This window comes from Paraburkholderia strydomiana, assembly GCF_046030495.1.
Lineage (GTDB): Bacteria > Pseudomonadota > Gammaproteobacteria > Burkholderiales > Burkholderiaceae > Paraburkholderia > Paraburkholderia strydomiana_A.
In genome coordinates, this window is sequence record NZ_JAQQCJ010000003.1 from 67533 (window position 1) to 90001 (window position 22469).

21 protein-coding genes are annotated in these 22469 nt (G+C 61.4%); 15 read left to right on the plus strand and 6 right to left on the minus strand.

Features of this window, described 5'->3' with window-relative positions; translation table 11 throughout:
• Positions 1 to 47 precede the first annotated feature (47 nt).
• The 3 genes from PQQ53_RS05550 to PQQ53_RS05560 all read left to right on the plus strand — a co-directional run bounded on the left by PQQ53_RS05550 (position 48) and on the right by PQQ53_RS05560 (position 3136).
• The gene (locus tag PQQ53_RS05550) at positions 48 to 1364 is read left to right on the plus strand and encodes an MFS transporter (RefSeq protein WP_408323397.1); all 1317 of its coding nucleotides are present in this window, start codon (positions 48 to 50) and stop codon (positions 1362 to 1364) included.
• 26 nt (positions 1365 to 1390) lie between these two features.
• Positions 1391 to 1783, plus strand: a complete 393-nt coding sequence (locus PQQ53_RS05555; protein ID WP_408323398.1) for a VOC family protein — start codon at positions 1391 to 1393, stop codon at positions 1781 to 1783.
• A 108-nt stretch (positions 1784 to 1891) separates the two neighbouring features.
• Positions 1892 to 3136 (plus strand): citrate/2-methylcitrate synthase, encoded by a 1245-nt coding sequence (locus tag PQQ53_RS05560; RefSeq protein ID WP_408139547.1) that lies wholly within the window; start codon positions 1892 to 1894, stop codon positions 3134 to 3136.
• A 77-nt stretch (positions 3137 to 3213) separates the two neighbouring features.
• Here PQQ53_RS05560 and PQQ53_RS05565 read toward each other — a convergent pair whose 3' ends face one another.
• Complete coding sequence (locus PQQ53_RS05565; RefSeq protein WP_408323399.1) at positions 3214 to 3576, minus strand: HAD-IA family hydrolase; 363 nt, start codon at positions 3574 to 3576, stop codon at positions 3214 to 3216.
• 90 nt (positions 3577 to 3666) lie between these two features.
• Between PQQ53_RS05565 and PQQ53_RS05570 the strand changes: the two genes are divergently transcribed.
• Both PQQ53_RS05570 and PQQ53_RS05575 read left to right on the plus strand, forming a co-directional pair.
• On the plus strand, positions 3667 to 4077 hold the full coding sequence (locus PQQ53_RS05570; protein WP_408323400.1) for a GFA family protein: 411 nt from the start codon (positions 3667 to 3669) through the stop codon (positions 4075 to 4077).
• A gap of 210 nt (positions 4078 to 4287) precedes the next feature.
• The gene (locus PQQ53_RS05575; protein WP_408152006.1) at positions 4288 to 4890 is read left to right on the plus strand and encodes a cysteine hydrolase family protein; all 603 of its coding nucleotides are present in this window, start codon (positions 4288 to 4290) and stop codon (positions 4888 to 4890) included.
• Between the two features lie 48 nt (positions 4891 to 4938).
• Here the strand turns inward: PQQ53_RS05575 and PQQ53_RS05580 are convergent, their stop codons facing one another.
• The gene (locus PQQ53_RS05580) at positions 4939 to 5103 is read right to left on the minus strand and encodes a hypothetical protein (protein ID WP_408323401.1); all 165 of its coding nucleotides are present in this window, start codon (positions 5101 to 5103) and stop codon (positions 4939 to 4941) included.
• 13 nt (positions 5104 to 5116) lie between these two features.
• Between PQQ53_RS05580 and PQQ53_RS05585 the strand changes: the two genes are divergently transcribed.
• From PQQ53_RS05585 to PQQ53_RS05600, 4 genes are all read left to right on the plus strand, one after another.
• The gene (locus PQQ53_RS05585) at positions 5117 to 5398 is read left to right on the plus strand and encodes a hemagglutinin repeat-containing protein (protein WP_408323402.1); all 282 of its coding nucleotides are present in this window, start codon (positions 5117 to 5119) and stop codon (positions 5396 to 5398) included.
• A 67-nt stretch (positions 5399 to 5465) separates the two neighbouring features.
• The gene (locus PQQ53_RS05590) at positions 5466 to 5915 is read left to right on the plus strand and encodes a hypothetical protein (RefSeq protein ID WP_408323403.1); all 450 of its coding nucleotides are present in this window, start codon (positions 5466 to 5468) and stop codon (positions 5913 to 5915) included.
• A gap of 10 nt (positions 5916 to 5925) precedes the next feature.
• A complete protein-coding gene (locus tag PQQ53_RS05595) occupies positions 5926 to 6273 on the plus strand; it encodes an immunity 8 family protein (RefSeq protein ID WP_408323404.1) in 348 nt (115 codons plus the stop codon).
• 23 nt (positions 6274 to 6296) lie between these two features.
• A complete protein-coding gene (locus PQQ53_RS05600; RefSeq protein WP_408323405.1) occupies positions 6297 to 8048 on the plus strand; it encodes a ShlB/FhaC/HecB family hemolysin secretion/activation protein in 1752 nt (583 codons plus the stop codon).
• 320 nt (positions 8049 to 8368) lie between these two features.
• Here PQQ53_RS05600 and PQQ53_RS05605 read toward each other — a convergent pair whose 3' ends face one another.
• A complete protein-coding gene (locus PQQ53_RS05605) occupies positions 8369 to 8785 on the minus strand; it encodes a hypothetical protein (protein WP_408323406.1) in 417 nt (138 codons plus the stop codon).
• A 528-nt stretch (positions 8786 to 9313) separates the two neighbouring features.
• Between PQQ53_RS05605 and PQQ53_RS05610 the strand changes: the two genes are divergently transcribed.
• The 4 genes from PQQ53_RS05610 to PQQ53_RS05625 all read left to right on the plus strand — a co-directional run bounded on the left by PQQ53_RS05610 (position 9314) and on the right by PQQ53_RS05625 (position 17239).
• On the plus strand, positions 9314 to 10357 hold the full coding sequence (locus PQQ53_RS05610; RefSeq protein ID WP_408138994.1) for a M14 family zinc carboxypeptidase: 1044 nt from the start codon (positions 9314 to 9316) through the stop codon (positions 10355 to 10357).
• Complete coding sequence (locus tag PQQ53_RS05615; protein WP_408323407.1) at positions 10354 to 11151, plus strand: alpha/beta fold hydrolase; 798 nt, start codon at positions 10354 to 10356, stop codon at positions 11149 to 11151. Before PQQ53_RS05610 ends, PQQ53_RS05615 begins: the two co-directional genes overlap by 4 nt.
• Before the next feature lie 157 nt (positions 11152 to 11308).
• Positions 11309 to 16150, plus strand: coding sequence for an NAD-glutamate dehydrogenase (locus PQQ53_RS05620; protein ID WP_408323408.1), 4842 nt, complete (start codon positions 11309 to 11311; stop codon positions 16148 to 16150).
• A 168-nt stretch (positions 16151 to 16318) separates the two neighbouring features.
• Positions 16319 to 17239, plus strand: coding sequence for a cation diffusion facilitator family transporter (locus PQQ53_RS05625; RefSeq protein WP_408152013.1), 921 nt, complete (start codon positions 16319 to 16321; stop codon positions 17237 to 17239).
• Between the two features lie 67 nt (positions 17240 to 17306).
• Here the strand turns inward: PQQ53_RS05625 and PQQ53_RS05630 are convergent, their stop codons facing one another.
• A complete protein-coding gene (locus PQQ53_RS05630; protein WP_408152014.1) occupies positions 17307 to 18287 on the minus strand; it encodes an aldo/keto reductase in 981 nt (326 codons plus the stop codon).
• 265 nt (positions 18288 to 18552) lie between these two features.
• On the opposite strand from PQQ53_RS05630, the gene PQQ53_RS05635 reads away from it, so the two are divergent.
• A complete protein-coding gene (locus PQQ53_RS05635) occupies positions 18553 to 19626 on the plus strand; it encodes a purine-nucleoside phosphorylase (RefSeq protein ID WP_408323534.1) in 1074 nt (357 codons plus the stop codon).
• 263 nt (positions 19627 to 19889) lie between these two features.
• Here the strand turns inward: PQQ53_RS05635 and PQQ53_RS05640 are convergent, their stop codons facing one another.
• Together PQQ53_RS05640 and PQQ53_RS05645 are read right to left on the minus strand one after the other, a co-directional pair.
• A complete protein-coding gene (locus PQQ53_RS05640; protein WP_408138982.1) occupies positions 19890 to 20201 on the minus strand; it encodes a DUF4148 domain-containing protein in 312 nt (103 codons plus the stop codon).
• 212 nt (positions 20202 to 20413) lie between these two features.
• Positions 20414 to 21418 carry a LysR family transcriptional regulator gene (locus tag PQQ53_RS05645; RefSeq protein WP_408138981.1) on the minus strand — a complete coding sequence of 335 codons (1005 nt, stop codon included), beginning with the start codon at positions 21416 to 21418 and terminating at the stop codon, positions 20414 to 20416.
• 174 nt (positions 21419 to 21592) lie between these two features.
• On the opposite strand from PQQ53_RS05645, the gene PQQ53_RS05650 reads away from it, so the two are divergent.
• Positions 21593 to 22447 carry an alpha/beta hydrolase gene (locus PQQ53_RS05650; protein ID WP_408152016.1) on the plus strand — a complete coding sequence of 285 codons (855 nt, stop codon included), beginning with the start codon at positions 21593 to 21595 and terminating at the stop codon, positions 22445 to 22447.
• The last annotated feature ends 22 nt before the right edge of the window (positions 22448 to 22469 follow it).

Here is a 22469-nt window from a genome sequence, read left to right on the forward strand (position 1 = left end):
TTGCGCCAAGTATAAAAAAACAGCAGGCTCGTATTATGGAGACACCGATGAAAGTCGTAGAGGAACAAACATTGTCGGCGCGAAACCCGGCGTACGCGGATTCCACGAAACGCACGAGGGTCCGCTACGTCGTGCTCTCGATGTTGCTCGTCGCAACCATCCTCAATTATGTGGACCGCTCGGCGCTGGGCATCGTTGCGCCCAGCCTGTCGAAGAGCCTCTCGCTCAACAAGATGCAGATGGGCGAGCTGTTCGCGGCATTCGGCGTCGCCTATTCGATCGCGCTCGTGCCCGGCGGCGTGCTGACCGACATTCTCGGTTCGCGCCTCGCCTATGCGTTGTCTCTCGTCGGCTGGTCGTTCGCCACGCTGACGCAAGGCCTCGCGACCGGTTATCACATGCTGCTCGGCTCGCGGCTCGCCACCGGCGCAATGGAAGCACCCGCGTTTCCTTCGAACGCACGCGCCGTGACGTTGTGGTTTCCCGCCCGGGAACGCGGCTTCGCCACCAGCGTTTACGTGATGGGGCAATACATCGGAACGCCCTTGTTTACCGGCCTGTTGTTGTGGATATCCGCCGCGTACGGTTGGCGTACGGTGTTTTTCGTCACGGGCGGCTTCGGCATTCTGTTCAGTCTGATCTGGTATTGGATCTATCGCGATCCGCATCGCCACGCGGGCGTGAATGCCGCCGAGATGCAATACATCAATGAAGGCTCCACGGCGGCGCGCAAGCCGCGCGAGAAGTTCAACTGGCGCATGGCGCTCAAGCTGCTCAGCTATCGGCAGATTCTCGCCATCTGCCTCGGGAAGTTCTGCAATAACACCCTGCTGGTCTTCTTCACCACGTGGTTCATGACGTATCTGATCGAAGCGCGTCACATGTCGATGATCAAGGTCGGGATTTTCCAGGCACTGCCTTTTATCGGCGCGACGATCGGCATTCTCGCTGCGGGCTCCCTGTCGGACTTTTTCATCCGGCGCGGGGTGTCGATTTCCACCGCGCGCAAAGCGCCGCTCATCATCGGCACGTTGCTCGGCGCGTCGATCGTGCTCGTGAATTTCGTGGAGTCGAACGAGGTGGTGATCGCCATCCTGACCGTTGCGTTCTTCGCGCAGGGCGTCGGGTCCATGTCGTGGGCCGCGGTCTCTGAAATCGCACCTCGACAGTACGTGGGACTGACCAGCAGTATCACCAGCCTCGCAGCCAATATCGCGGGCGTCACCACGCCGCTCATGATCGGCTACATCACCCAGCACACCGGCCACTTCTATTGGGCCCTCAACCTGATGGGCGCGATATGCCTGCTCGGCACGCTCTCGTACTCCGTGCTGCTGGGGAAGCTTTCCCGCATCGAACTGTGATGCTTTTGACTTTCCGGTGAAATCGAATGATTGAATTCAAGTGGGACCATCTGCAATTGTGTTCGGCGGACGCCGAGGCGACCGCCGCATGGTTTGCGCGCTGTCTGAACGCCGAGATCATGCGGCGCCCGGGGCGAGTGGATTTGCGAATCGGCGGCATCAACCTGTTCATCACACCGGTGACGGACGCGCCGATCGCGCGGCCGGCTCACGGCGAGCGCAAGCAGGGCATCGATCATTTCGGGGTGACCGTGGATGATCTCGATGCCGCGTTCGCGCATCTGCTGGATTGCGACGCGGAAATCGTCGAGCCCGTCAAACAGGTTCGGCCCGGTGTAAGAGCATGCTTCGTGCGATCGCCGGGCGACATCCTCGTCGAAATACTGGAGCGGCGGCCCGCGGAGATGACTTTTACCTGAAAAGACGTCAGTATTGACGCTGAGTCGGATCGCGCCCGCTTGCGAGGCGCGATCCGCATCGTGACTGCCACGCTTTCCGTTCCACCGCATCACCGCGCTTGCCACCCCATGCAAAACTGGATCACTCTGACTGAAGCGGCTCGACAACTCGGAGTGCGCCCGCAGACCATCTATGCCTACGTCAGTCGAGGCACGATCGCCGTCATGCCGGATCCGCACGACCCGCGCAAGAGTCTCTATCGTGCCGAGGACGTCGCCGGCTTGTGCCGCAAGAAGCAGGTGGGGCGCAAGCGCGAGGCGCTCGCCGCCGGGACGATATTCGGCGCGGAGCCCTGCATTTACAGCAGCATCACCGCCTTTTCGAAAGGGCGGCCGTATTACCGGGGACGGGACACCATCCGGCTTGCGGAAACGGCGACGCTCGAGGACGTGGCCGCCATTCTCTGGAATGCACGTGCGTCCGTTTCCTTCGACAGCGGGGATTTGCCGCTGCAGGGTGACGAACGCGGCAGGCAATGCGCGTTCACATCGCTGGCCGCGCTCGCGGCCTGCGGGCACTCGACCCTCGGACGCACCGACAGCGCACTGCATGTCGAGGCCGGCCGGCTCGTGGCGCTCATTGCGCAAGCGTTCGGCGCGCAATGTGACACGACTGCGCGACTGACACATGAACGGCTCGCGCTCGGTTGGGGCCAGGACCGCGACGGTGCCGAACTCATCCGCAGGGCCATGGTTCTCGTGGCCGACCATGAGATGACGAGTTCGGCGTTCGCCGCCCGGATTACCGCTTCCACCGGTGCATCGTTGCCAGGGTGCCTGCTCACGGGACTCGCGACGGTCTCCGGGCCGCTGCATGGCGATGCGTCAGGGCGCGTGCGTGCCGTGTTCGACGACGTCGGAAGACTCGGTGCGGATCAGGTCGTTGCCCATCATTTGCAGTCGGCTATTCCAATTCCGGGGTTCGGGCATCACCTGTATCCGGACGGCGATCCGCGGGCGAGCGCATTGCTCGAAGTACTGGGTCCGCCGCGGGAGATCACGTCGTTCATCGACAAGGTGGTGGCGTTGACCGGGCTCAAGCCGAATATCGACGTTGCGCTGGCTACGTTGGCGGCGCAGTTGACGTTGCCGCGCGATGCGTCGTTCGCGCTGTTTGCAACGGCACGCAGTGTGGGGCTGCTTGCGCATTCTATCGAGCAGTTGCGGGTGGGCAAGGTAATACGGCCGCGAGGTCGTTATACCGGGCGCGCGTTGGAGGATATGGACTCCGCGCTACCGGCGGAAGATCGCGGGAGTGCGATTGATCCGGCTACCTTGGACAGGAATCGGGTGTTTAAGGTGGTTGAGCGTTGAAGGGCGGCTGAGCTGGGCTCACGCTTGGCATCAATCACCACGTTCATCTTCTGGAGTGTGACGTGCACCACCGTATGTCAGCGGTCTAACAGACTGTATCCGCAAAGTTCATCGGCAAGTGTTTGAGCGCAAGTGAATGTATGCCCGTAAAGCCCGGGTCGACGTGCACCGGTCACGTTGACTGCCAGGTCGTCGATGAAAAGAGCTTCGGCTGGCGTTACCCCAAGCACCTCAAGGCATCCGTGAAACACGTGCACAGATGGCTTCGCTGCCCTGAACGACGCCGATGCAAACACGTTGGCCCCGAAGAGTTCGGCGATTTCGGGGCACAAGAAAGAAATGTGTGTCGATACGAGTTGCGGATTGTTAGTCAGCACGGCGATACGGCATCGGGCTGAGATCTCCGCTGCCAAGGCCAGCACCGAAAGGTTGGCGGACATTGATCCGTGGCGTGCGCACGCGATGTAAAGGAATAGCGTCCCAACATCCCGACAAACGAATCGCACGATCACGTCAACTGGAGAAGATCCATGTCAAGTCCCTGGACGGGATGTTGCCTTTGCGGCGCCGTGCAGTACGAAGCGCGGGGCGCCTCACTCGCGCAGCTCATCTGTCATTGCCGGGATTGTCAGCGCGCTTCAGGCTCGGCCGGCTTGCCTGTTGTCGTAGTGAAAGCCGCGGACTTTTCATTCAAAGGAGAAATCAAGGCTTATACGATGATCGGCGGCAGCGGGATGCCAACAACGCGCAATTCCTGCGCACATTGTGGCAGCCTGCTATTTGGCACGCCGCATCACGCACCGGAAATCGTGACCATCTATGCCGGAACGCTTGATGATCCCTCGCGGTTCAAGGCCGAATTCGTTCAATTCACGTCTGAACGCCATCAACTGGACGGCAACCAAGCGGAGATTCCCCAGCATTTGGGAAGGGTGCCCTAGCTGACACAATCAAAGATGCAAGCTCTCCACAAACAGACGCTCGAGCGATTCGCCGCTGATTGCATCGGCTAAGGTTGCCGCGGTTCATTTCCCTGATGCTTCACGTCATGGTGGCCGTGGTAGAGTCGAATAGCTTTCTTTGTCGCGTAGCCTCGATGTCGGCCACGCATCAAATCTGAATCCGTCGATCCGTCAGATCGTCAACAAGGCATGGGAGGCGCCGCCGCGGCGCAAAGCGTGAACATGCAGATTCCAGCGATCGTTCCAGCCCAAACCGCTTTAGTGGTCATGCATTATCAGACCGACATTCTCGAGTTATTTCCATCGGTCGCGCCCACGTTGATAGCCAATACGCGCAAGCTATGTGATGCTGCGCGGACCAAAGGTGTCAGCGTCTATTTCGCCAGGATCCACTTTAGCCCGGGCTATCCGGAAGTCAGTCCGTTGAACAGGAACGGGCAGGGGATCAAGCAACTGGGTCTATTCATCGACGACCAGATCTCGCCGGAACTCGCCCCGCAGGCCACCGAACCGGTCATCATCGCGCATCGTGCGAGCGTGTTCTTTGGCACCGATCTGCAGGTTCGGCTGTCCGCGCAAGGTATAGATACGCTGCTCATGGTGGGCATAGCGTCGACCGGTGTCGTGCTCTCGTCGGTTGCGTACGCGAGCGATGCGGACTTCCGTCTGTTCACGGTCAAGGATTGCTGCTACGACCCGGATCAGATCGTGCACGAGCATCTTTTTTCTACGGCGTTCGATTCGCGCACGACAGTACTCTCGCTCGCGGATGCCTTGTTGCTCCTTGGCTAGCGTAGCGATTCGGTGACGGCACCCAAAGGCTCGCCAAAGCGTCGCAATCTACTGCTGCGCAGTACAGACGAAAACAAGATCATATGAAGCGAAGCTATCGGGCGCTATATCGCCCGCTTCACTCGCGAGCGTAATCGCGCGATCAAGCGAATCCCAATCGAGCGCTTCGATCAGGAGCAGACCCGCGAATTCTCCTTCTGAACTTCGGCGCATGGACTTTTCCTGTGTGGCAATCGACGTCGCCTCGTTCTTCACGGCATTATCTGGACATTCGCAATCCAATCGCTACTTGCCAACGTGTTTAACAATGAGCGCCGGTCAGGACCTGCATATCACGGGCAGCGAAGTAATCGCAGCACAAAACGTGTCCGGCAAGGCGGCCAACGTCATCATCGATGCGGCCACCAACACCTCACATCATGACGATTCGCGGGAGATGAAACAGAGCGGGTTCACGCTCGGGTTGTCGGGCAGCGGAGGAGGCAGCTCACGATCTGGAGAACGCTGAGGCCAAGTTGCGCGCGCTGGTCGGCCAAGGCTCGGCGATGACTCCGCAGGGTGAGCCTGCGAGTGTCTTGCCGACGACTTCCCTGACGGCAGGTGCTGCGGCGATGGGGGGCAATAAGGCCGTTACATCTGGTGGTATAGCGAACTCATCGACAGTTTCGGGACTAAAAGGGCAGTTAGCCAGTCAGAATCTGGCGAATATTGCCGCGCAAGATTCAAGACTAGCAGCGGCGGTAAGCGGAAGTGGTACGTCAAATCCAAACTTCTCACTTGGGACTGGTTCGGGCGCAGAAGCAAATGCGTTGGGTCAAGCTTGGGTCGGCGACGGTGCGACTAGAACGAGCGACGGCTCTGGATTGGTAAGTGCTGACGGAACGCGTGTTTATCGGTTTCCCACCGAGAAAACTTCGCCCTATGCAACGACAGGTGCACAGGCAAACTTCGAGACTTACAATATCAATCCGGTGACCGGTGCGCGCACAAAGGTTAGCAACGGCCACCTCAATGTAAAAGACTAAGGAACACGTGATGCACGCGGCCATAAAAAGCATTTCAAATGATGAAATCGATGTTGCGAAGTTTTCTCCCGAAAATCCGACATGTTTTTCTTTGAATCTTCGTATCCGAATCGGTGCTAATGAAACGGCCGGATCTGATGACTTTGAACTTTGCGTATGCACCCCAGAATGGCTTCATCAGACGACATGGGAGCCACGGTGGGGACGGCATTTATTGATCGTTCGGGAGTACGACTTTTCAGCTATTGAGCAGTGTATTCAAAGTTATGTAGCCGACTGCAAGGGCGATAGTTGGAATATCGTAGCTGGAAAGCTCGCGCGTGTTTTTGCTTGGGAGTTTGAGGACTACCAAGAGTGAACGGAATTAGGATTTGATCAATAATGATAATCAGAATGAGGCTGGCGGCATTGCCGTTCACAGCCCTGGTATCACTCGCGCACGCGCAGCAGACCCCGACCCCAGCCGACACCGCAGCAGCGGCCCGTGCCAATGCCGAACAGAACCAGCAGGTGCAGGAACAGCGCGACGCACAGCAGCGCGCCGCGGCGGTGAATGCGCCTTCCGTGCGTTCAACAGTTGAGCGCGCCTCCGACTGGCCTGAACTGCCGGTCGAAACGCCATGCTTTCGCATCGACTCGTTCGCGCTCGACGTGCCTGCGACGTTGCCAGAGGCGGCACGCGCGCAGGGCGCGTCAGCGCCACCCCTGGACCGCTTTGCTTTCGCGCGCGAATGGCTCGACCACTACAAGGGGCAGTGCGTCGGCAAGTCGGGACTCGATACGCTCACAAAGGGGTTGCAGAAAACCATCCTGAGCCGTGGCTACATCACCACGCGCGTACTGCTGCCCGAACAGGACCTGTCAACCGGGACGCTCAAGGTCGCGCTGGTGCCGGGTGTGATCGGCAAGGTTCGCTTTGCCGACCCTGCCACGCGCGGCTCGTGGAAGTCCGCATTCCCGACCCGCGACGGCAACGTGCTGAATCTGCGCGACCTCGAACAGGGACTTGAGCAGATGAAGCGCGTTAGCAGTCAGGACGTTTCGATGCAGATCGTCCCGACCGACATCCCCGGCGAAAGCGACGTGGTACTCGATTTGAAGCGCACGAAGCCTTGGACCGTAGTCGCGTCGGTGGACAACTCCGGCACGCGCGCTACCGGCAAGCTGCAAGGCAACCTGAGCCTTGGCATCGACAACCCGCTCGGGCTGAACGACATCTTCAATGTGGGTGTGAGTCAGGACCTTGAATTCGGCGACAAGGGTCTCGGCTCGCATGGCTGGAACGGCTCGTATTCGGTTCCGTGGGGCTACTGGACCGGTACGCTCTCGGCTTATACGAACACGTACTATCAGCAGATCGCGGGCGCGAACACGACTTTCGTGTCTAGCGGCAATTCCCAGACGGTGGACTTCAAACTTCAGCGCGTTCTCATGCGCAACCAGAACAACATACTCGGCGCGCAGTTCCGGCTGACGAAGCGCTTTGGCGAAAGCTTCATCGAGGATACGGATATCCCGCAGCAGCACCGCAACAACACCTTCATCGAAGCGGGTCTGACCGATCGCCATTACTTTGGCCACGCGCAGTTCGACGGCAGTCTCGTATACCGCCAGGGCATCGGCGGACTCGGCGCGACACCGGACTACTACGAGAATGGCCCTACGTACCGCTTCCATATGGCCGTGCTCGACGCGAACCTGTCGGTGCCGTTCCAGATCGCAACCCAGCCATTGCGCTACGTGACGAGTGTTCATGGCCAGTTCACCAACAACACGCTCAACTACATCGATGACCTGACGATAGGCAGCCGCTACACGGTGCGCGGTTTCGACGGCGAAACGATGCTGGCGGCAGAGTGCGGTTTTTTCTGGCGCAATGAATTGCAGTTGCCAATCGGCTCGACCGGCCAGTCGCTCTATGCAGGCATCGACTACGGCCATGTGTTCGGCCCGAGCGCCGCGTATCTCGTCGGTACGCAACTCGCGGGTGCAGTGATCGGTTTGCGTGGTGGCGTGCCGTCGCGATTTGGGGGGCTTTCGTACGACCTGTTCGCCGGAACGCCCATTTACGAACCCGCTGGCTTTCCGACCGCACGCGTGACGCTCGGTTTCCAGGCGACGGTGCAGTTCTAACGTCGAACCGTATCACTTTCAAACGCTGGGCACGCGGTGCGTCTGGGGGGCCACAGAGAGGAAACAATGCAAACCAACAAAATCAGGATAACGAACCGGATTCAGACCTGCACGGCGACTCTCGCCGTCGCAACGGCAGTAATGCTTGCTGCTTGCGGTGGTAGTAGCAATAGCGACAGCTCCCCGATCACGTCCAACTCGCCATCTGCAGTAACCCATCAAACTCGACCGGCCCGTCGAGCACCGCTGCAACCTTCTTCGATAGCGTCTTCCTCAAGGATAGCGGCACGGGATTCTTCCAGTTCGGTGCGAACTTAGACTCATCGAAGGGCACGCCCACCGCAACCGGCCGCACCCAGTTCTACGTCAACTCGGACAGTGACGCGAACTTTGCCGAAGTTGGCAGCGTCATCCTTGGCCCCTATACACAGGAACACGACGATCAGGCGTACATCAGCGCTGAGGGTGCAGTCACGTCGAGCAGCACCCCGTACATCGATATCGGCAGTAGTTCGAAAATCTTCCAGATACTGCCACAGGGCTATCAGCTCGGCATGAATGGCATGTCCTCGGCGCTGTATGAAGTTACAGTCACGCCACAGGATGTGTCCGGCCTGCCCGTGTCCCAGGCAATCGACAAGGACGAAGGACCGTCGACAAATGGCCTGTCCGTCTGTCGGGCGGGCGATCACCTCCTGGACATCGAAGCCATACCGCTCGCGCAGATCGTCCGTCAAGCGCACAGGCTGACAGATCACGATGCAGCAGATCAGTCAAACGGATACCAAAGATGCGCGAGAGCGGCGCGGCAAGTACTGACACGCGCACCTTTCGCACTTCCAGCGCCCATAACAGTGCGCGCACGCGCCGCCGTTCCTGACGGGGCGTATTGAGCGTCATGGCTTCCAGCGATGCAAGCCGGTTCCACTGGCAAAGTGACAGAATGGGATTCACGTTCCTGCTGAAACACATTTGCCTCTCCCAAAGAGAACGCCCGCACAATTGGCGGACGTTCTCTCAGGCGGGCAAGCGGACTGGGCGCGTGCAATCTGGGCTCGTCTAGCAGTCCATATGCACCTCGGCGGATTCGGGCACGCGGGCCCTCGGTCGTGCAGGATCAGGAATCGTGCCCGTATAGACGTTTCTCAGTCGGAAAATATTCCCTGAGGGTTTGCCCTATATTTGACTCGCGATGAGGCGTCGTACGAAGCGGCTATATTGGCGGGCAGCATCAGAGTGACCCAAAACGGCCCTTCGAGTGAATTATGACCAAAGCCAAAGCGCTGAGTTTGATACCCGACAGCTTCGCCGAATACGACGACCTGAAGGCGCTGCTCGACGAAGGCTCGCGGTGGTTCGACACGCGTAGCGTCGCTACCGTGGAGGTCCGCAATCGCAAGTTTGAACTCTTCGTCGCTAGCGTCGGAAGCAATGACCCGCAAGCACCAGCCGTCGGGTTTTTCGGCGGAATTCACGGGCTTGAGCGTATCGGCACACGGCTCGTGCTGGAATATATGCGGTCGCTCATTTCTCGACTGGAGTGGGACGACCTGCTCATGCAGCAGCTCGAAAAGATACGTATTTATTGCGTACCTCTCGTCAACCCCGGCGGCATGTGGTCCGCCACCCGCGCAAATCCGAACGGCGTCGACCTGATGCGCAATGCGCCACAGAACGCCGACGCACGCGTGCCGCTGCTCGCTGGGGGGCAACGGCTGGGCGCATGGCTGCCGTGGTATCGCGGCCGCGACGGCGAGCCGATGGAGCCGGAAGCCGCCGCGTTGCTGCATGTCGTCGAAACGCAACTGGCCGCGCGGCCTTTGAGCATCGCGCTCGATTGCCACTCGGGTTACGGCTGGAGCGACAGCATCTGGTTTCCGTACGCGCGAACCCGCAAGTCGATGCCGCACTTGCCGGAGATGTACGTGTTGAAAACGATGTTCGAGCGTGCGCATCCGCATCACGGCTATGCGTTCGAACCGCAGAGCCATCAATACCTGTTGCATGGCGATCTATGGGACTTCGCGTACGACCGCGCGCCCGCGCCCAACATCTTCCTGCCGATGACCCTCGAACTCGGTTCATGGCTCTGGATCAAGAAAAACCCGCGCCAGCTGTTTTCGCGTCAGGGCATGTTCAACCCGGTCAAGGCGCATCGCACCGCGCGCGTGTTGCGCCGTCATGCGAACCTGCTCGACTTTCTGGCGCGCGCGGCGTTTTCGTCGCAGCGCTGGCTGCCGCAAGGCAACCGCCGCGAGCAACTGCTGCAAAGCGCAATCGACCACTGGTATAAATCGGACGCCGTATGAGCGCGTGGATTCTGCTGCGCGGCCTGACGCGCGAAACGCGCCACTGGGGCCGCTTGCCCGATGCGCTGCGCGATGCGGTCGACGGTGGCCTGCTGCCGATCGATCTGCCCGGCAACGGCGCATTCGCGCACCTGCGCTCGCCAGCCACGGTCGCGCAGATGGTCGGCTTCGTCCGCCATGCTGCTTGGCAAACCGGCGTGCCCGGTCCGTATCGCGTGCTTGCGATGTCGCTCGGCGGCATGGTGGCAACGGACTGGGCGCAGCGGCATCCTGAGGAGATCGAACGGCTCGTGCTGATCAATACCAGCATGCGGCCGTTCAGCCGCGTGCACGAGCGGCTGCGGCCGTCGGCATGGCCCGGCGTGCTGGGTGTGGCCTCACACTGGAGCGACGCGCCGCGCGTCGAGCGCGGCATTCATCGGCTGACGTGCAATCGGGTCGACGATCTGGACGCGGACCTTGACACGTGGAGCGCGATTCGCCGCAGCGCGCCGGTGAGCCGCGGCAATGCGCTCCGACAGCTGTGGGCCGCCGCGCGTTTTGCTGCAGCCGCTGCCGCACCGCATTGCCCAGTGCTGATTCTGTCTTCGCGGGCGGACAAACTGGTCGATCCGGCATGCTCAGCAAAGCTCGCGGCGGCGTGGCGTGTGCCGCTGCGCGAGCATCCGTGGGCCGGTCACGACCTGCCTCACGACGATCCCGCCTGGACAGCCGAACAGGTGCGCGCATGGCTCGACGCGGCGCAACCGCCCGAACCCGCGCCCACGCAGGCCGTACCGAAACCCGTGATTTAAGCAGCCGGCTGTGCAACTGCAGCATCCGTCACGGTCAGCGGGTATTACCTAACTGCGGTCGTCGCCGGATTCGAGGCGGCAGGCGCATAATTCCCCTTCGGACGATGCATGTGAATCACGCCTTACTCGCCATAGCCGCTAGCCGGGGGAGTCGATCATGCAAGCAAAGAACGAAGAAGCCGTTACGCACCTGCTGAACGATGTCGTCGAATTTGCGCGTGGGCGGCTGCCCGAGCCGACCTTCACCATCGTCGAGCCCTTTCTGCGGCACTACTACGATTTCGTCGATGCGGACGATCTGCAAAGCCGTTCGATCGCCGATCTGTACGGTGCCGCGCTCGCGCACTGGCAAACCGCGCAGCGCTTCGTGCCAGGCGCCGAACGGCTGCGTGTCTATAACCCGATTCTCGAACAGCACGGCTGGCACTCGGATCACACCGTGATCGAGATCGTCAACGACGACATGCCGTTCCTTGTCGATTCCGTGTCGATGGCAGTCAACCGGCAGGGGCTCGCGCTGCATTCGGTCGTGCATCCGGTGTTTCGCATCTGGCGCGGCGCCGAAGGCGGCATCGCGCGAGTCAGCCAGGGCGCGGAAGAAGCCACCGATACGCGCTCGCATCTGACCTCGTTCATTCACTTCGAAGTGGACCGTTGCGGCGATGCCGCGAAACTCGACGCGCTGCGCGACGAGATCGCCGGCGTGCTGCGCGACGTGCGCGCGGCGGTCGAGGACTGGCCGAAAATCGTCGAACTCGCGCGCGTGACGGTCAAGGGCATGAAGGCAGGCGAGGCGGGACCCGAAGGTGTCGAAGCACGCGCGTTTCTCGAATGGATGATCGCGGATCATTTCACCTTCCTCGGCCAGCGCGACTATGAACTGGTGCAGGTCGACAACGGCTACGGCCTGCGCGCGGTGCCGGGCTCCGGTCTCGGCATTCTGCGCGACGCGATGCGGCCCGCCGGCGCCGCCGAAGTCACCGCATTGCCGCCGGCCGCGGCCGAGATCATCGCCAGTTCGTTGCCGATCTTTCTGACCAAGGCCAATTCGCGGGCCACCGTGCACCGGCCCGGCTATCTCGACTACGTGGGCGTCAAGCTGACCGGCGCGGACGGCAAGGTGACCGGCGAGCGGCGCTTCATTGGCCTTTACACGTCCACCGCTTATTTCGTATCGGCTGCCGAGATTCCGATCGTGCGGCGCAAATGCGCGAATATCGTGAGACGCGCCGGTTTTCTGCCGAAAGGTCATCTGGCGAAATCGCTGGTGACGGTGCTCGAAACCTATCCGCGCGACGAACTGTTTCAGGCCGACGAAGACCAGCTCTACGAGATCGCGCTCGGCGTGCTGCGTTTGCAGGAGCATCAGCGCACGCGCCTGTTCGTGCGGCGCGACCGCTTCGATCGCTTCGTGTCGTGTCTCGTGTTCGTGCCGCGCGACAAGTACAACACGGACCTGCGGCAACGCATCGCGAATCTGCTGGCCGCCGCGTTCAATGGGGAGAGCGTCGAATTCACGCCGCTGCTGTCGGAGTCGACACTCGCGCGAATTCACTTCGTCGTGCATGCGAAACCGGGCGGCATGCCCGATGTCGATACGCGAGAACTGGAGGCGCGGCTCGTGCAGGTCGCGCGCCGCTGGCAGGACGATCTCGCGGATGCGTTGCTCGACGCGTACGGCGAAGAGCAGGGCAACCGTCTGCTGCAACACTATGCGGATTCGTTTCCGGCCGGCTATCGCGATGATTACCCGGCGCGCACGGCGGTGCGCGATATCGAACTGATCGAACGCGTGCAGGGCAGCGAGCGGCTCGCGATGAACCTGTATCGCCCGATCGAAGCAAGCCCTCGCGCATTCCGCTTCAAGGTGTATCGCGCGGGGCAGCCGATCGCTTTGTCGCGCAGCTTGCCGATGCTCGAACATCTGGGCGTGCGGGTCGATGAAGAGCGGCCCTATCTGATCGAGGCGGTGGGCGCCACGCCCGCGTGGATTCACGACTTCGGTCTCGAACTCGCTGACGACGCGGAGTTCGATATCGAACGCGTGAAGGATCTGTTCGAAGAGGCGTTCGAGCAGGTATGGACCGGCGCGATCGAAAGCGACGACTTCAATCGTCTCGTGCTGCGCGCACAGCTGAATGCGCGCGAGGTGACGATTCTGCGCGCGTATGCGAAGTACCTGCGCCAGGTCGGCTCGACGTTCAGCGACGCGTATATCGAGCGCGCGGTGACCGGCAATCCGGCCATTGCGCGGATGCTGGTCGAACTGTTCATCGCGCGTTTCGATCCGGTGTTTGGCGACACGCGCGAGGCGCGCGTCGACGGCTGGCTGCGCACGATCGACAGCGCGCTCGATCAGGTGCCGAATCTCGACGAGGACCGCATACTGCGCCAGTTTCTTGGCGTGATCAGGGCGACCAAGCGCACGAACTACTATCGCTTCGACACCGATGGACGCCCCAAACCGTATCTGTCCTTCAAGTTCGATCCCGCGCAGGTGCCCGGCTTGCCCGAGCCGAAACCGATGTTCGAGATCTGGGTGTATTCGCCGCGAGTGGAAGGCGTGCATCTGCGCGGTGGCCGCGTGGCGCGCGGCGGCTTGCGCTGGTCGGATCGGCGTGAGGACTTCCGCACGGAAGTGCTCGGTCTGATGAAGGCGCAGATGGTGAAGAACGTGGTGATCGTGCCGGTCGGCTCGAAGGGCGGTTTTGTCGTGAAGAATCCGCCGCCGCAGAGCGAGCGCGATGCGTGGATGCGCGAAGGGGTCGCGTGCTATCAGACTTTTTTGCGTGGCCTGCTCGATCTGACCGACAACCTCGCGGGCACGGACGTGGTGCCGCCACCCGACGTGGTGCGCCACGATCCCGACGATCCCTATCTGGTCGTCGCCGCCGACAAGGGCACAGCCACGTTCTCCGACTACGCGAACGCGATCTCGCAGGAGTACGGCTTCTGGCTCGACGACGCGTTTGCGTCGGGCGGCTCCGTTGGCTACGACCACAAGAAAATGGCGATCACCGCGCGCGGCGCATGGGAGTCGGTCAAACGGCACTTCCGTGAAATGGGCGTGGATACGCAGACGATGGACTTCACGGTAGTCGGTGTCGGCGACATGTCGGGCGACGTGTTCGGCAACGGCATGCTGTTGTCGCCGCATATCAAACTGGTGGCCGCGTTCGATCACCGGCATATCTTTCTCGACCCGAATCCCGAGCCGGCCGCGAGCCTCGCCGAACGCGGGCGGCTCTTCATGCTCGACCGTTCGAGCTGGGCCGACTACGATCCGTCGCTGATCTCCGCGGGCGGCGGCGTGTTTGCGCGCAGCGCCAAGACAATTCCGCTGTCGTCGGCGGTGCAGTCGGTGCTCGGCATCAGCGCGCCGGCGCTTGCGCCCGCCGAACTGATGCGCGCGATTTTGCAGGCGCCGGTCGATCTGCTTTATAACGGCGGCATCGGCACCTACGTGAAGGCGAGCCGCGAAACGCATCTGCAGGTAGGCGACCGCGCGAACGACGCGATCCGCGTGAACGGCGCCGATCTGCACTGCAAGGTGGTGGCCGAAGGCGGCAATCTCGGTCTGACGCAACTCGGGCGCATCGAATTCGCGCAGCGCGGCGGCCGCCTCAATACCGATGCAATCGATAATTCCGCGGGTGTCGACTGCTCGGATCACGAGGTCAACATCAAGATTCTGCTGGGCCTCGTGGTAGCCGATGGCGAGATGACCGGGAAACAGCGCAATGCGCTGCTCGCCGAAATGACCGACGAAGTCGGCCTGCTCGTCTTGCAGGACAACTACTATCAGACCCAGGCGTTGTCGATCGCGGGGCGCTACGGTGTCGAACTGCTCGATGCCGAAGCGCGGCTGATGCGCTACCTCGAACGCGCGGGGCGGCTGAACCGCGTGATCGAATTCCTGCCGACCGATGACGAAGTCGCCGAACGGGCCGCCGCGAAACAGGGGCTCACGACGCCCGAGCGCGCGGTGTTGCTCGCGTACAGCAAGATGTGGCTGTACGACGCGCTGCTCGACTCGTCGATGCCGGAAGATCCGCTCGTCAGCGACATGCTGGTCGAATACTTCCCGAAACCACTGCGGCAGCGCTTCAGTGTGCCGATGCAGCGTCACCCGTTGCGCCGCGAAATCCTCGCGACGCATTTGACCAACGCATTGGTGAACCGGGTCGGCTGCGAGTTCGTGCATCGGCTGATGGAAGAGACCGATGCACGGCCGGGCGACATCGTGCGCGCGTGCATCATGGCGCGCGACGTGTTCGATCTCGACGACGTATGGCGCAGCATCGACGCGCTCGACAATCGCGTCGCCGACGACGTGCAGGCGCGCATGTTCGTCGAAGTCGCGCGGCTCGTCGAGCGTTCGGCGCTGTGGTTTTTGCGGCATCTGCAATCCGGCGCGGTCGGCAACGATGATGTAGCCGGCCTGCTCGCACGTTGCCGCGACGCGGCGCAGCGGCTCGCGCCGCAATGGCCGGTGCTGTTGCCGGCCGCCGATCTCGAAGCGCTGTCTGAACGCCAGCGCGTGCTGGCCGATGCGGGCGTGGACAGCGAACTGGCGGTGCGGATCGCGAGCGGCGAAATCTCGGCGGCGTTGCTCGACATCGCCGAGGTGGCGTCGACCTGCGGACGCAGTCTCGAACTGGTGGCGGGGGTGTACTTCGAACTCGGCACGCTGCTGAACTACGGTTGGATCAGCGAGCGTGCGGCCGCTTTGCCGGCGCCTTCGCACTGGGACATGCTGGCGCGCGCGACCGCGCTGGCCGAACTCGCACGGCTCAAACGCGCGCTGACCACGAGCGCGCTGGCCGGCGCGGACGACGCGTCGACGCCGGATGCGCTGGTGCACGCATGGCGTGACAAGCGCGCCGCTCAACTCGAACGCTACACGCGCCTGCTGACCGATCTGCGCGCCACGGGCGGGGCGAGTCTGTCGATGCTGCTGGTGATCGTGCGGGAAATGGCGGCGCTGGAGCGGGCCTAGGGGGCCGCGCGGGCCGCGGCGGCGCGCAGGCGGCGGGGACACCGTCGAGTATCAGCAGGAGTGTGGTGCAAACAACGCCGGGGTTGGACGCATGCCGCCCGGCGTGTCCATAATACGGATTCTTGCTAACCGAAAGCACTCTGCAAACTCACGGCCCCCATCCCGACGATGAAAGAAGAATCGCCGAAAGCCATTTTCTACGCGCTCGCCGCCAACCTCGGCATCGCCATCTGCAAGTTCGCCGCGGCGTCGTTCACGGGCTCCGGTTCGATGTTCGCCGAAGCCATTCACTCGACCGCCGATTGCGGCAATCAACTGTTGCTGCTGTTCGGGCTGCGCCAGGCGCGCAGACCCGCGAGCCCGTTGCATCCGATGGGCCGCGGACGCGAAATCAACTTCTATTCGCTGCTCGTCGCGTTGCTGCTGTTCTTTGTTGGCGGTGCGTTTTCCGTGTACGAGGGCGTGCATCGACTGTTCACGCGCGAGCCGTTGCAGTTCGCGTATGTCGCGTTGGCGGTGCTCGGAGTGTCGGTGGTGCTCGAGGCGTTGTCGTTGTGGGGAGCGGTCAAGGAGATCCGCAGGAAGCATCCGGACAAGGGCATGTGGCGCTGGTTTCGTGAGACGCGCGAATCCGAACTGCTGGTCGTCGCGGGCGAGGATATCGCCGCTCTGGCTGGTCTCGCGATCGCGTTCGTTGCCGTGTTGCTCACGATGGTGACCGGTAATCCCGTTTGGGATGCGTTGGGCTCTATCGGCGTCGGTTTGCTGCTGATGCTGATCTCGTGGCTGGTGGCGCGCGAAGTGAAGTCGATGATCGTCGGCGAATCGGCGAGCCCGGAAGTGCGCGGCGCGATCGAAGCGCATCTGCGCGCGCGCGCCGAGATTCGCGGCATCGTCAATATGATTACGCTGCAATGGGGACGTCACGTGGTGGTGGCGGTGCAGGCGGAAATGATCGATTACGCGAGCGGGCGCGCGATGGTCGATGCGATCAATGTGATCGAGGAGGATTTGCAGGCGACGTTTCCGCAGGTGCGCTGGGTGTTCTTCGAACCGGAAGTGGCGCGCAGCGAGGCGGCTTCTGCATGAAAAGAAGCCGGCGGATTCCATGGTGGTTTCCTGCCGGCTTGCGTGCTTGAACTTGAAGCGGCTCCGCTTATTTGAAGCCGGTCACCGCGTGCGGAACATAGAGTTCTTCAAGCTGCTGAATCTCTTGCGCGCTGAGATTCAACGAAAGCGCGGCAACCGCATCGTCCAGGTGATGCAGCTTGGTCGCGCCGACAATCGGCGCGGTAATCGGCTTCTTCTGCAACACCCACGCTAGTGCCACTTGCGCGCGCGGCACACCGCGTTCCTTCGCGATCTGGCTGACCCGCTCGACAATGCGCCGATCCGCGTCTTCCGTGTGCGCGTACAGCGTGCGGCCGAACTCATCGGTCTCGGAGCGCGCGCTCTCGGTGTTCCAATCACGCGTCAGACGTCCGCGTGCGAGCGGGCTCCACGGAATCACGCCGACGCCTTCGCTTTCGCACAGCGGCAGCATTTCGCGCTCTTCCTCGCGGTACAGCAGATTCACGTAATTCTGCATCGTCACGAAACGGGTCCAGCCGTTGCGCTCGGCGACGTGCAGCGCCTTGGCGAATTGCCACGCGTACATCGACGACGCGCCGATATAGCGGGCCTTGCCGGCTTTCACGACGTCGTGCAGCGCTTCCATGGTTTCTTCGATCGGCGTGTCGTAGTCCCAGCGATGGATCTGGTACAGGTCGACGTAATCGGTCCCGAGACGCCGCAGGCTGTGATCGATTTCCGCCATGATCGCCTTGCGCGAGAGGCCCGCGCCATTCGGGCCTTTGTGCATGCGGCTATTCACCTTGGTGGCGAGCACGATCTCGTCGCGCTTCGCAAAGTCCTTCAGCGCGCGGCCGACGATTTCTTCACTGGTGCCGTCCGAATAGACATTTGCAGTGTCGAAGAAATTGATGCCGTGATCGAGCGCCTGCTTGATGAAAGGCCGTGCGGCTTCGTCGTCGAGCGACCAGGGATGGGTGCCGCGCGAAGGCACGCCATAGCTCATGCAACCGAGACAAAGACGCGATACATCGAGGCCGGTGCGGCCGAGTTTCACATAGTCCATCGTGGTGCTCCTGTTGTGAACTGCACAAAGGCGGTGCGCTCTCCGGGAGTTTTCCTTCGGAGGCGGGCTGCGGATTCCGATTATAGGGAAATGGCGTGAACAACGTCGTGAGCCCGGGCACCGTGCCGTGTCCGCTGTTTACATTTGCCGTACAGGGCATCGTTCATCACGTAGTGGCAAATAATTTCTTCGCACCTATACTTCTTTCGGCTTGAAAGCAGCACTCTCTCCCAACCTGCATCACAAGCATAAAAGGAAGAACATGATGCTGACTCGCTCACTCGGCGCGTTCTGCGCCGTTGCACTTGCGGCTTGCGCCGCCTTTTCGTCCGGACCGGCCAGCGCGGACGACAACGACGCTGCCTCTCACGGCAACGGCGGCTCACATGGGCAGCCCGTCAAGGTGATGATCATTTCGATGTTCGGCCCCGAAGGCCAGGTGTGGCTCGATCGGCTCGGGCCATGGCGCGATATCACGGTGGATGGCTTGTCACCCGATTACCCGGCGGTTCATTGCAACAAGCAGGATATCTGCGTGATGACCACCGGCATGGGGCACACCAACGCGGCGGCGTCGATCATGGCGCTGAGCTTCTCGCCGCGTTTCGATTTGCGGCACACGTACTTCATGGTCGCCGGCATTGCCGGGATCGATCCGCAGCAGGGCACGGTGGGCTCGGCCGCTTGGGCGAAGTATCTGGTCGACTTCGGCATTCAGTGGGAGATCGACGCACGCGAGATTCCGCCTGGCTGGAACACGGGTTATCTGGGAATCAACACGACGAGCCCTTCGGACAAGCCGCCGCTCGACTATCGCACCGAAGTATTCCAGTTGAACACCCAACTCGCCGATACGGCATTTTCGTTGTCGCGCAGCGTCGTGTTGTCCGATAGCGCGCAGGCTCAGGCCGCTCGCGCGAAATATTCCTATGCGCCGGCCAATCGCCCGCCGTCGGTCATTCAATGCGATACGCTGGCTGGCGATACGTGGTGGTCCGGCACGCAGCTCGGCCAGCGCGCCCGCGACTGGACGAAGATTCTGACCGATGGCAAAGGCGTCTACTGCACGACGCAGCAGGAGGACAATGCCACCTACGAAGCGCTCAAGCGTGCGGCCTCGGTGCATAAGGTCGATCTGAATCGCGTCGCGGTATTGCGCGCGGGCTCCGATTTCGACCGCCCCTACGATGGCCAGACGAGCGCGGATAACCTGCTCAACTATGCGGCGCAAGGCGGCTTTACGATCGCTATCGAGAACCTGTTCCGCTCAGGCAATCCGCTGGTGCAGGACATCGTCACGCATTGGGGCGAGTGGCGCGAAGGTGTACCGAAACGATAATGGCCAATCACTTCGATAGATCCGGATAGCAATGTGCCCGCGGAGCAATACCGCGGGCACACGTACAACGCTTACCGCAAACTTCAAACGGCCGGTCACGCTCAATGTTGTGGCGCGCGATACGGCGTCCACACTGGCGTGTCGGTATCCCAGTTGTCCAGTTCGGATGGTGTCATGATGAGCTCCTTTTTGAAGAGTGCATGAATGACGCCGCAATGATGATTTATTTTGGAAACCGAATCATTGTGGCGTCTTTGTCTGTCTTACTGACCCTTGGCGACGCGTGTGACGTCGCCGCTCGTGCTTTCCTGCAGTGCGATACGTGCGGCCTGTGTCTGTCCGATCAAGCCTTTGTTCGGATAGCTGGTGCGATTCAATGCGGGTAGCGAACCGTCACGATAAGCGGCGACCAGTTCCGCCTTCACTTCGGCACGCGTTTTCGCGCTCGCGCTCGGCGTGGGTGGCGTTTCATAAGTGCCGGCGCGACCGATACCACCGCCGCCGTTGCTTTGTGCGAACACGGATGTGCTTGCAAGCAGAGAAAGAGCGAGACCTGCGAGAAGATTGCGTTTCATGATTCACTCCTGATTCGTTTGCAGCACGAGGAGTGCTGCGGCAGGGTGAAATGTAGACTTTGAGCGAGTGCGGATAAATCGCACTTTCGCGAAATGAATTGTCGCGATTCCGGAACAATCGAGTTAAAGCCATTGATGGAATAAAAAAACCGCGGCATTAGAGCCGCGGTTGGAATTCAGTGTTCCAGATTCCGTACTTCAATTTCAGTGCATCACGCGACCCATTCGGTAATCACCGGCGTGTCGAGCATCGGCGCGGACTCGCGTTCTTCGAAAGTGCGTTTCGTGCAGGTCGCGTCGAGACTGCCGCGTCCGCTCAGCAACGGGCAACGGTCGAACAGCTCCGCGATCCAGTCTACGAAAACACGGACTTTAGGCGACAGATGACGACTGTGCGGATAGACTGCGGAAATCGGCATCGGCAAGGGCTTCAGCTCCGGCAACACTTCCACCAGCTGACCCGAGCGCAGATGCGGCAGCACCATGAAGAGCGCCGGCTGAATCAGGCCGAAACTTTCGAGTCCGCACGTCACGTAGGCGTCCGCGTCGTTCACCGACACGATGCTTTTCATCTTCACTTCGACTTCTTTGCCCTCAACCATGAAGGCCCAATCGATCGTGCGCCCCGTACGGCTCGAAAAGTAATTAACTGCTTTGTGATTCTCCAGGTCTTCGAGCGAAGACGGCATGCCTGCACGCGCAATGTAGTCGGGGGCTGCGCAGGTCACGCCCTCGAACAGGCCAATACGCCGCGCCACCAGCGAGGAATCCTGTAGCGCGCCCACGCGCACCACGCAATCCACGCCTTCCTGCAACAGATCGACCGGCCGGTCCGACAGGCCGAGTTGCAGGTCGATGTCCGGATAGCGCGTGTGGAATTCACACAGCGAAGGAATCACCAGCAGGCGCCCGATCGAACCCGGCATGTCGATGCGCAGCTTGCCGTGCGGCTTTTTATTGCCGCTCTGAAAACTGGCTTCGGTCTCTTCGACGTCGGCGAGGATACGCACGCAGCGTTCGTAGTACGCCGCGCCGTCCGGCGTGAGCGACAGACGCCGCGTGGTCCGATGCATCAGACGCGTGCCGAGGAACGCTTCGAGGTTCTGAATAATCGTGGTGACGGATGCGCGCGGCAGGTCGAGCGTTTCCGCTGCGCGGGTAAAGCTGTTGGTGTCGACGACTCGCGTGAACACTTGCATGGCCTGAAGCCGGTCCATTGCAAACCTCCAGAAGGGGCGGGCGCACCGGGCGGAAATCGAATCCGCAGAGCAATCGCACTCGATTGTTCAGGGGCGCCGAATTGTGTTGCCGGATTATAGGCATTTATTTACGACTCTGCTGAACCCACAATTCGCACCATTGAAAGTTCTATGCGCATTGCGCAGCCCGACATGGATGCATTTAAACCGCCGTACTCTTTCGCGCCCGCCGCCAACAGCCCGGTAGCCGCAGACAGCACGGCACTCGACATCACCGACGTACAGATTGAGGGACACGCACAGGACATCACACTGCGTTTGTACCGGCAGGCGAAGAAAACCGCATTGCCCGTGCTGCTTTATTTCCACGGCGGCGGCTTTACGAAGGGTTCGATCGACCAGGCCGACTTCGCCGCGCGTTATTTCGCAGAACACTTACCGGCGCTGGTCGTGTCGGTCGGTTATTCGCTCGCGCCGCAGTTTCCGTTTCCGGCCGCGCCAGAAGACGCCCACCGCGCGGCGCTGTGGGTGCAGACGCGGGCGCGGGCGTTCGGCGGCAATAGCAGAAAGGTCGGCGTAGCGGGCCACGACGCGGGCGGACAGTTGGCCAACTGCCTCGCGTTCATCGCGCGCGATCGCGGCGACGTGCAGATTGCCGCGCAGGCGCTGTTCGGGCCGATGCTCGATCCAAGCCTCACGCGTCTGGGTGACGAACAGCGTTTGGGCTCCGACATCACGGCAAAAGAGTGCGCGGCATGTTATCGCGCGTATCTGCCGCAGGCGTCGCAACGCATGCACCCGTACGCGGCGCCGCTCGAATCGGCGCGGCTCGCGGGCCTGCCTGCCACGCTGATCGCGACCGCGCAGAACGACGTGCTGCATGTGGAAGCGGAGAAGTACGCAAGCAGTCTGATCGACGCGGGTGTGCTGACCCAGGTGGTCCGCTATCCGAGCGTTTCGCACGCCGCGCTGGCCGATCATCCGCCCGCTTTGCAGGAAGCGGTGCGCTTTTTTCAGTGGCGCTTCGATGCGCGCGCCCATCGATAAACAGAATTTCAATCAACGATAC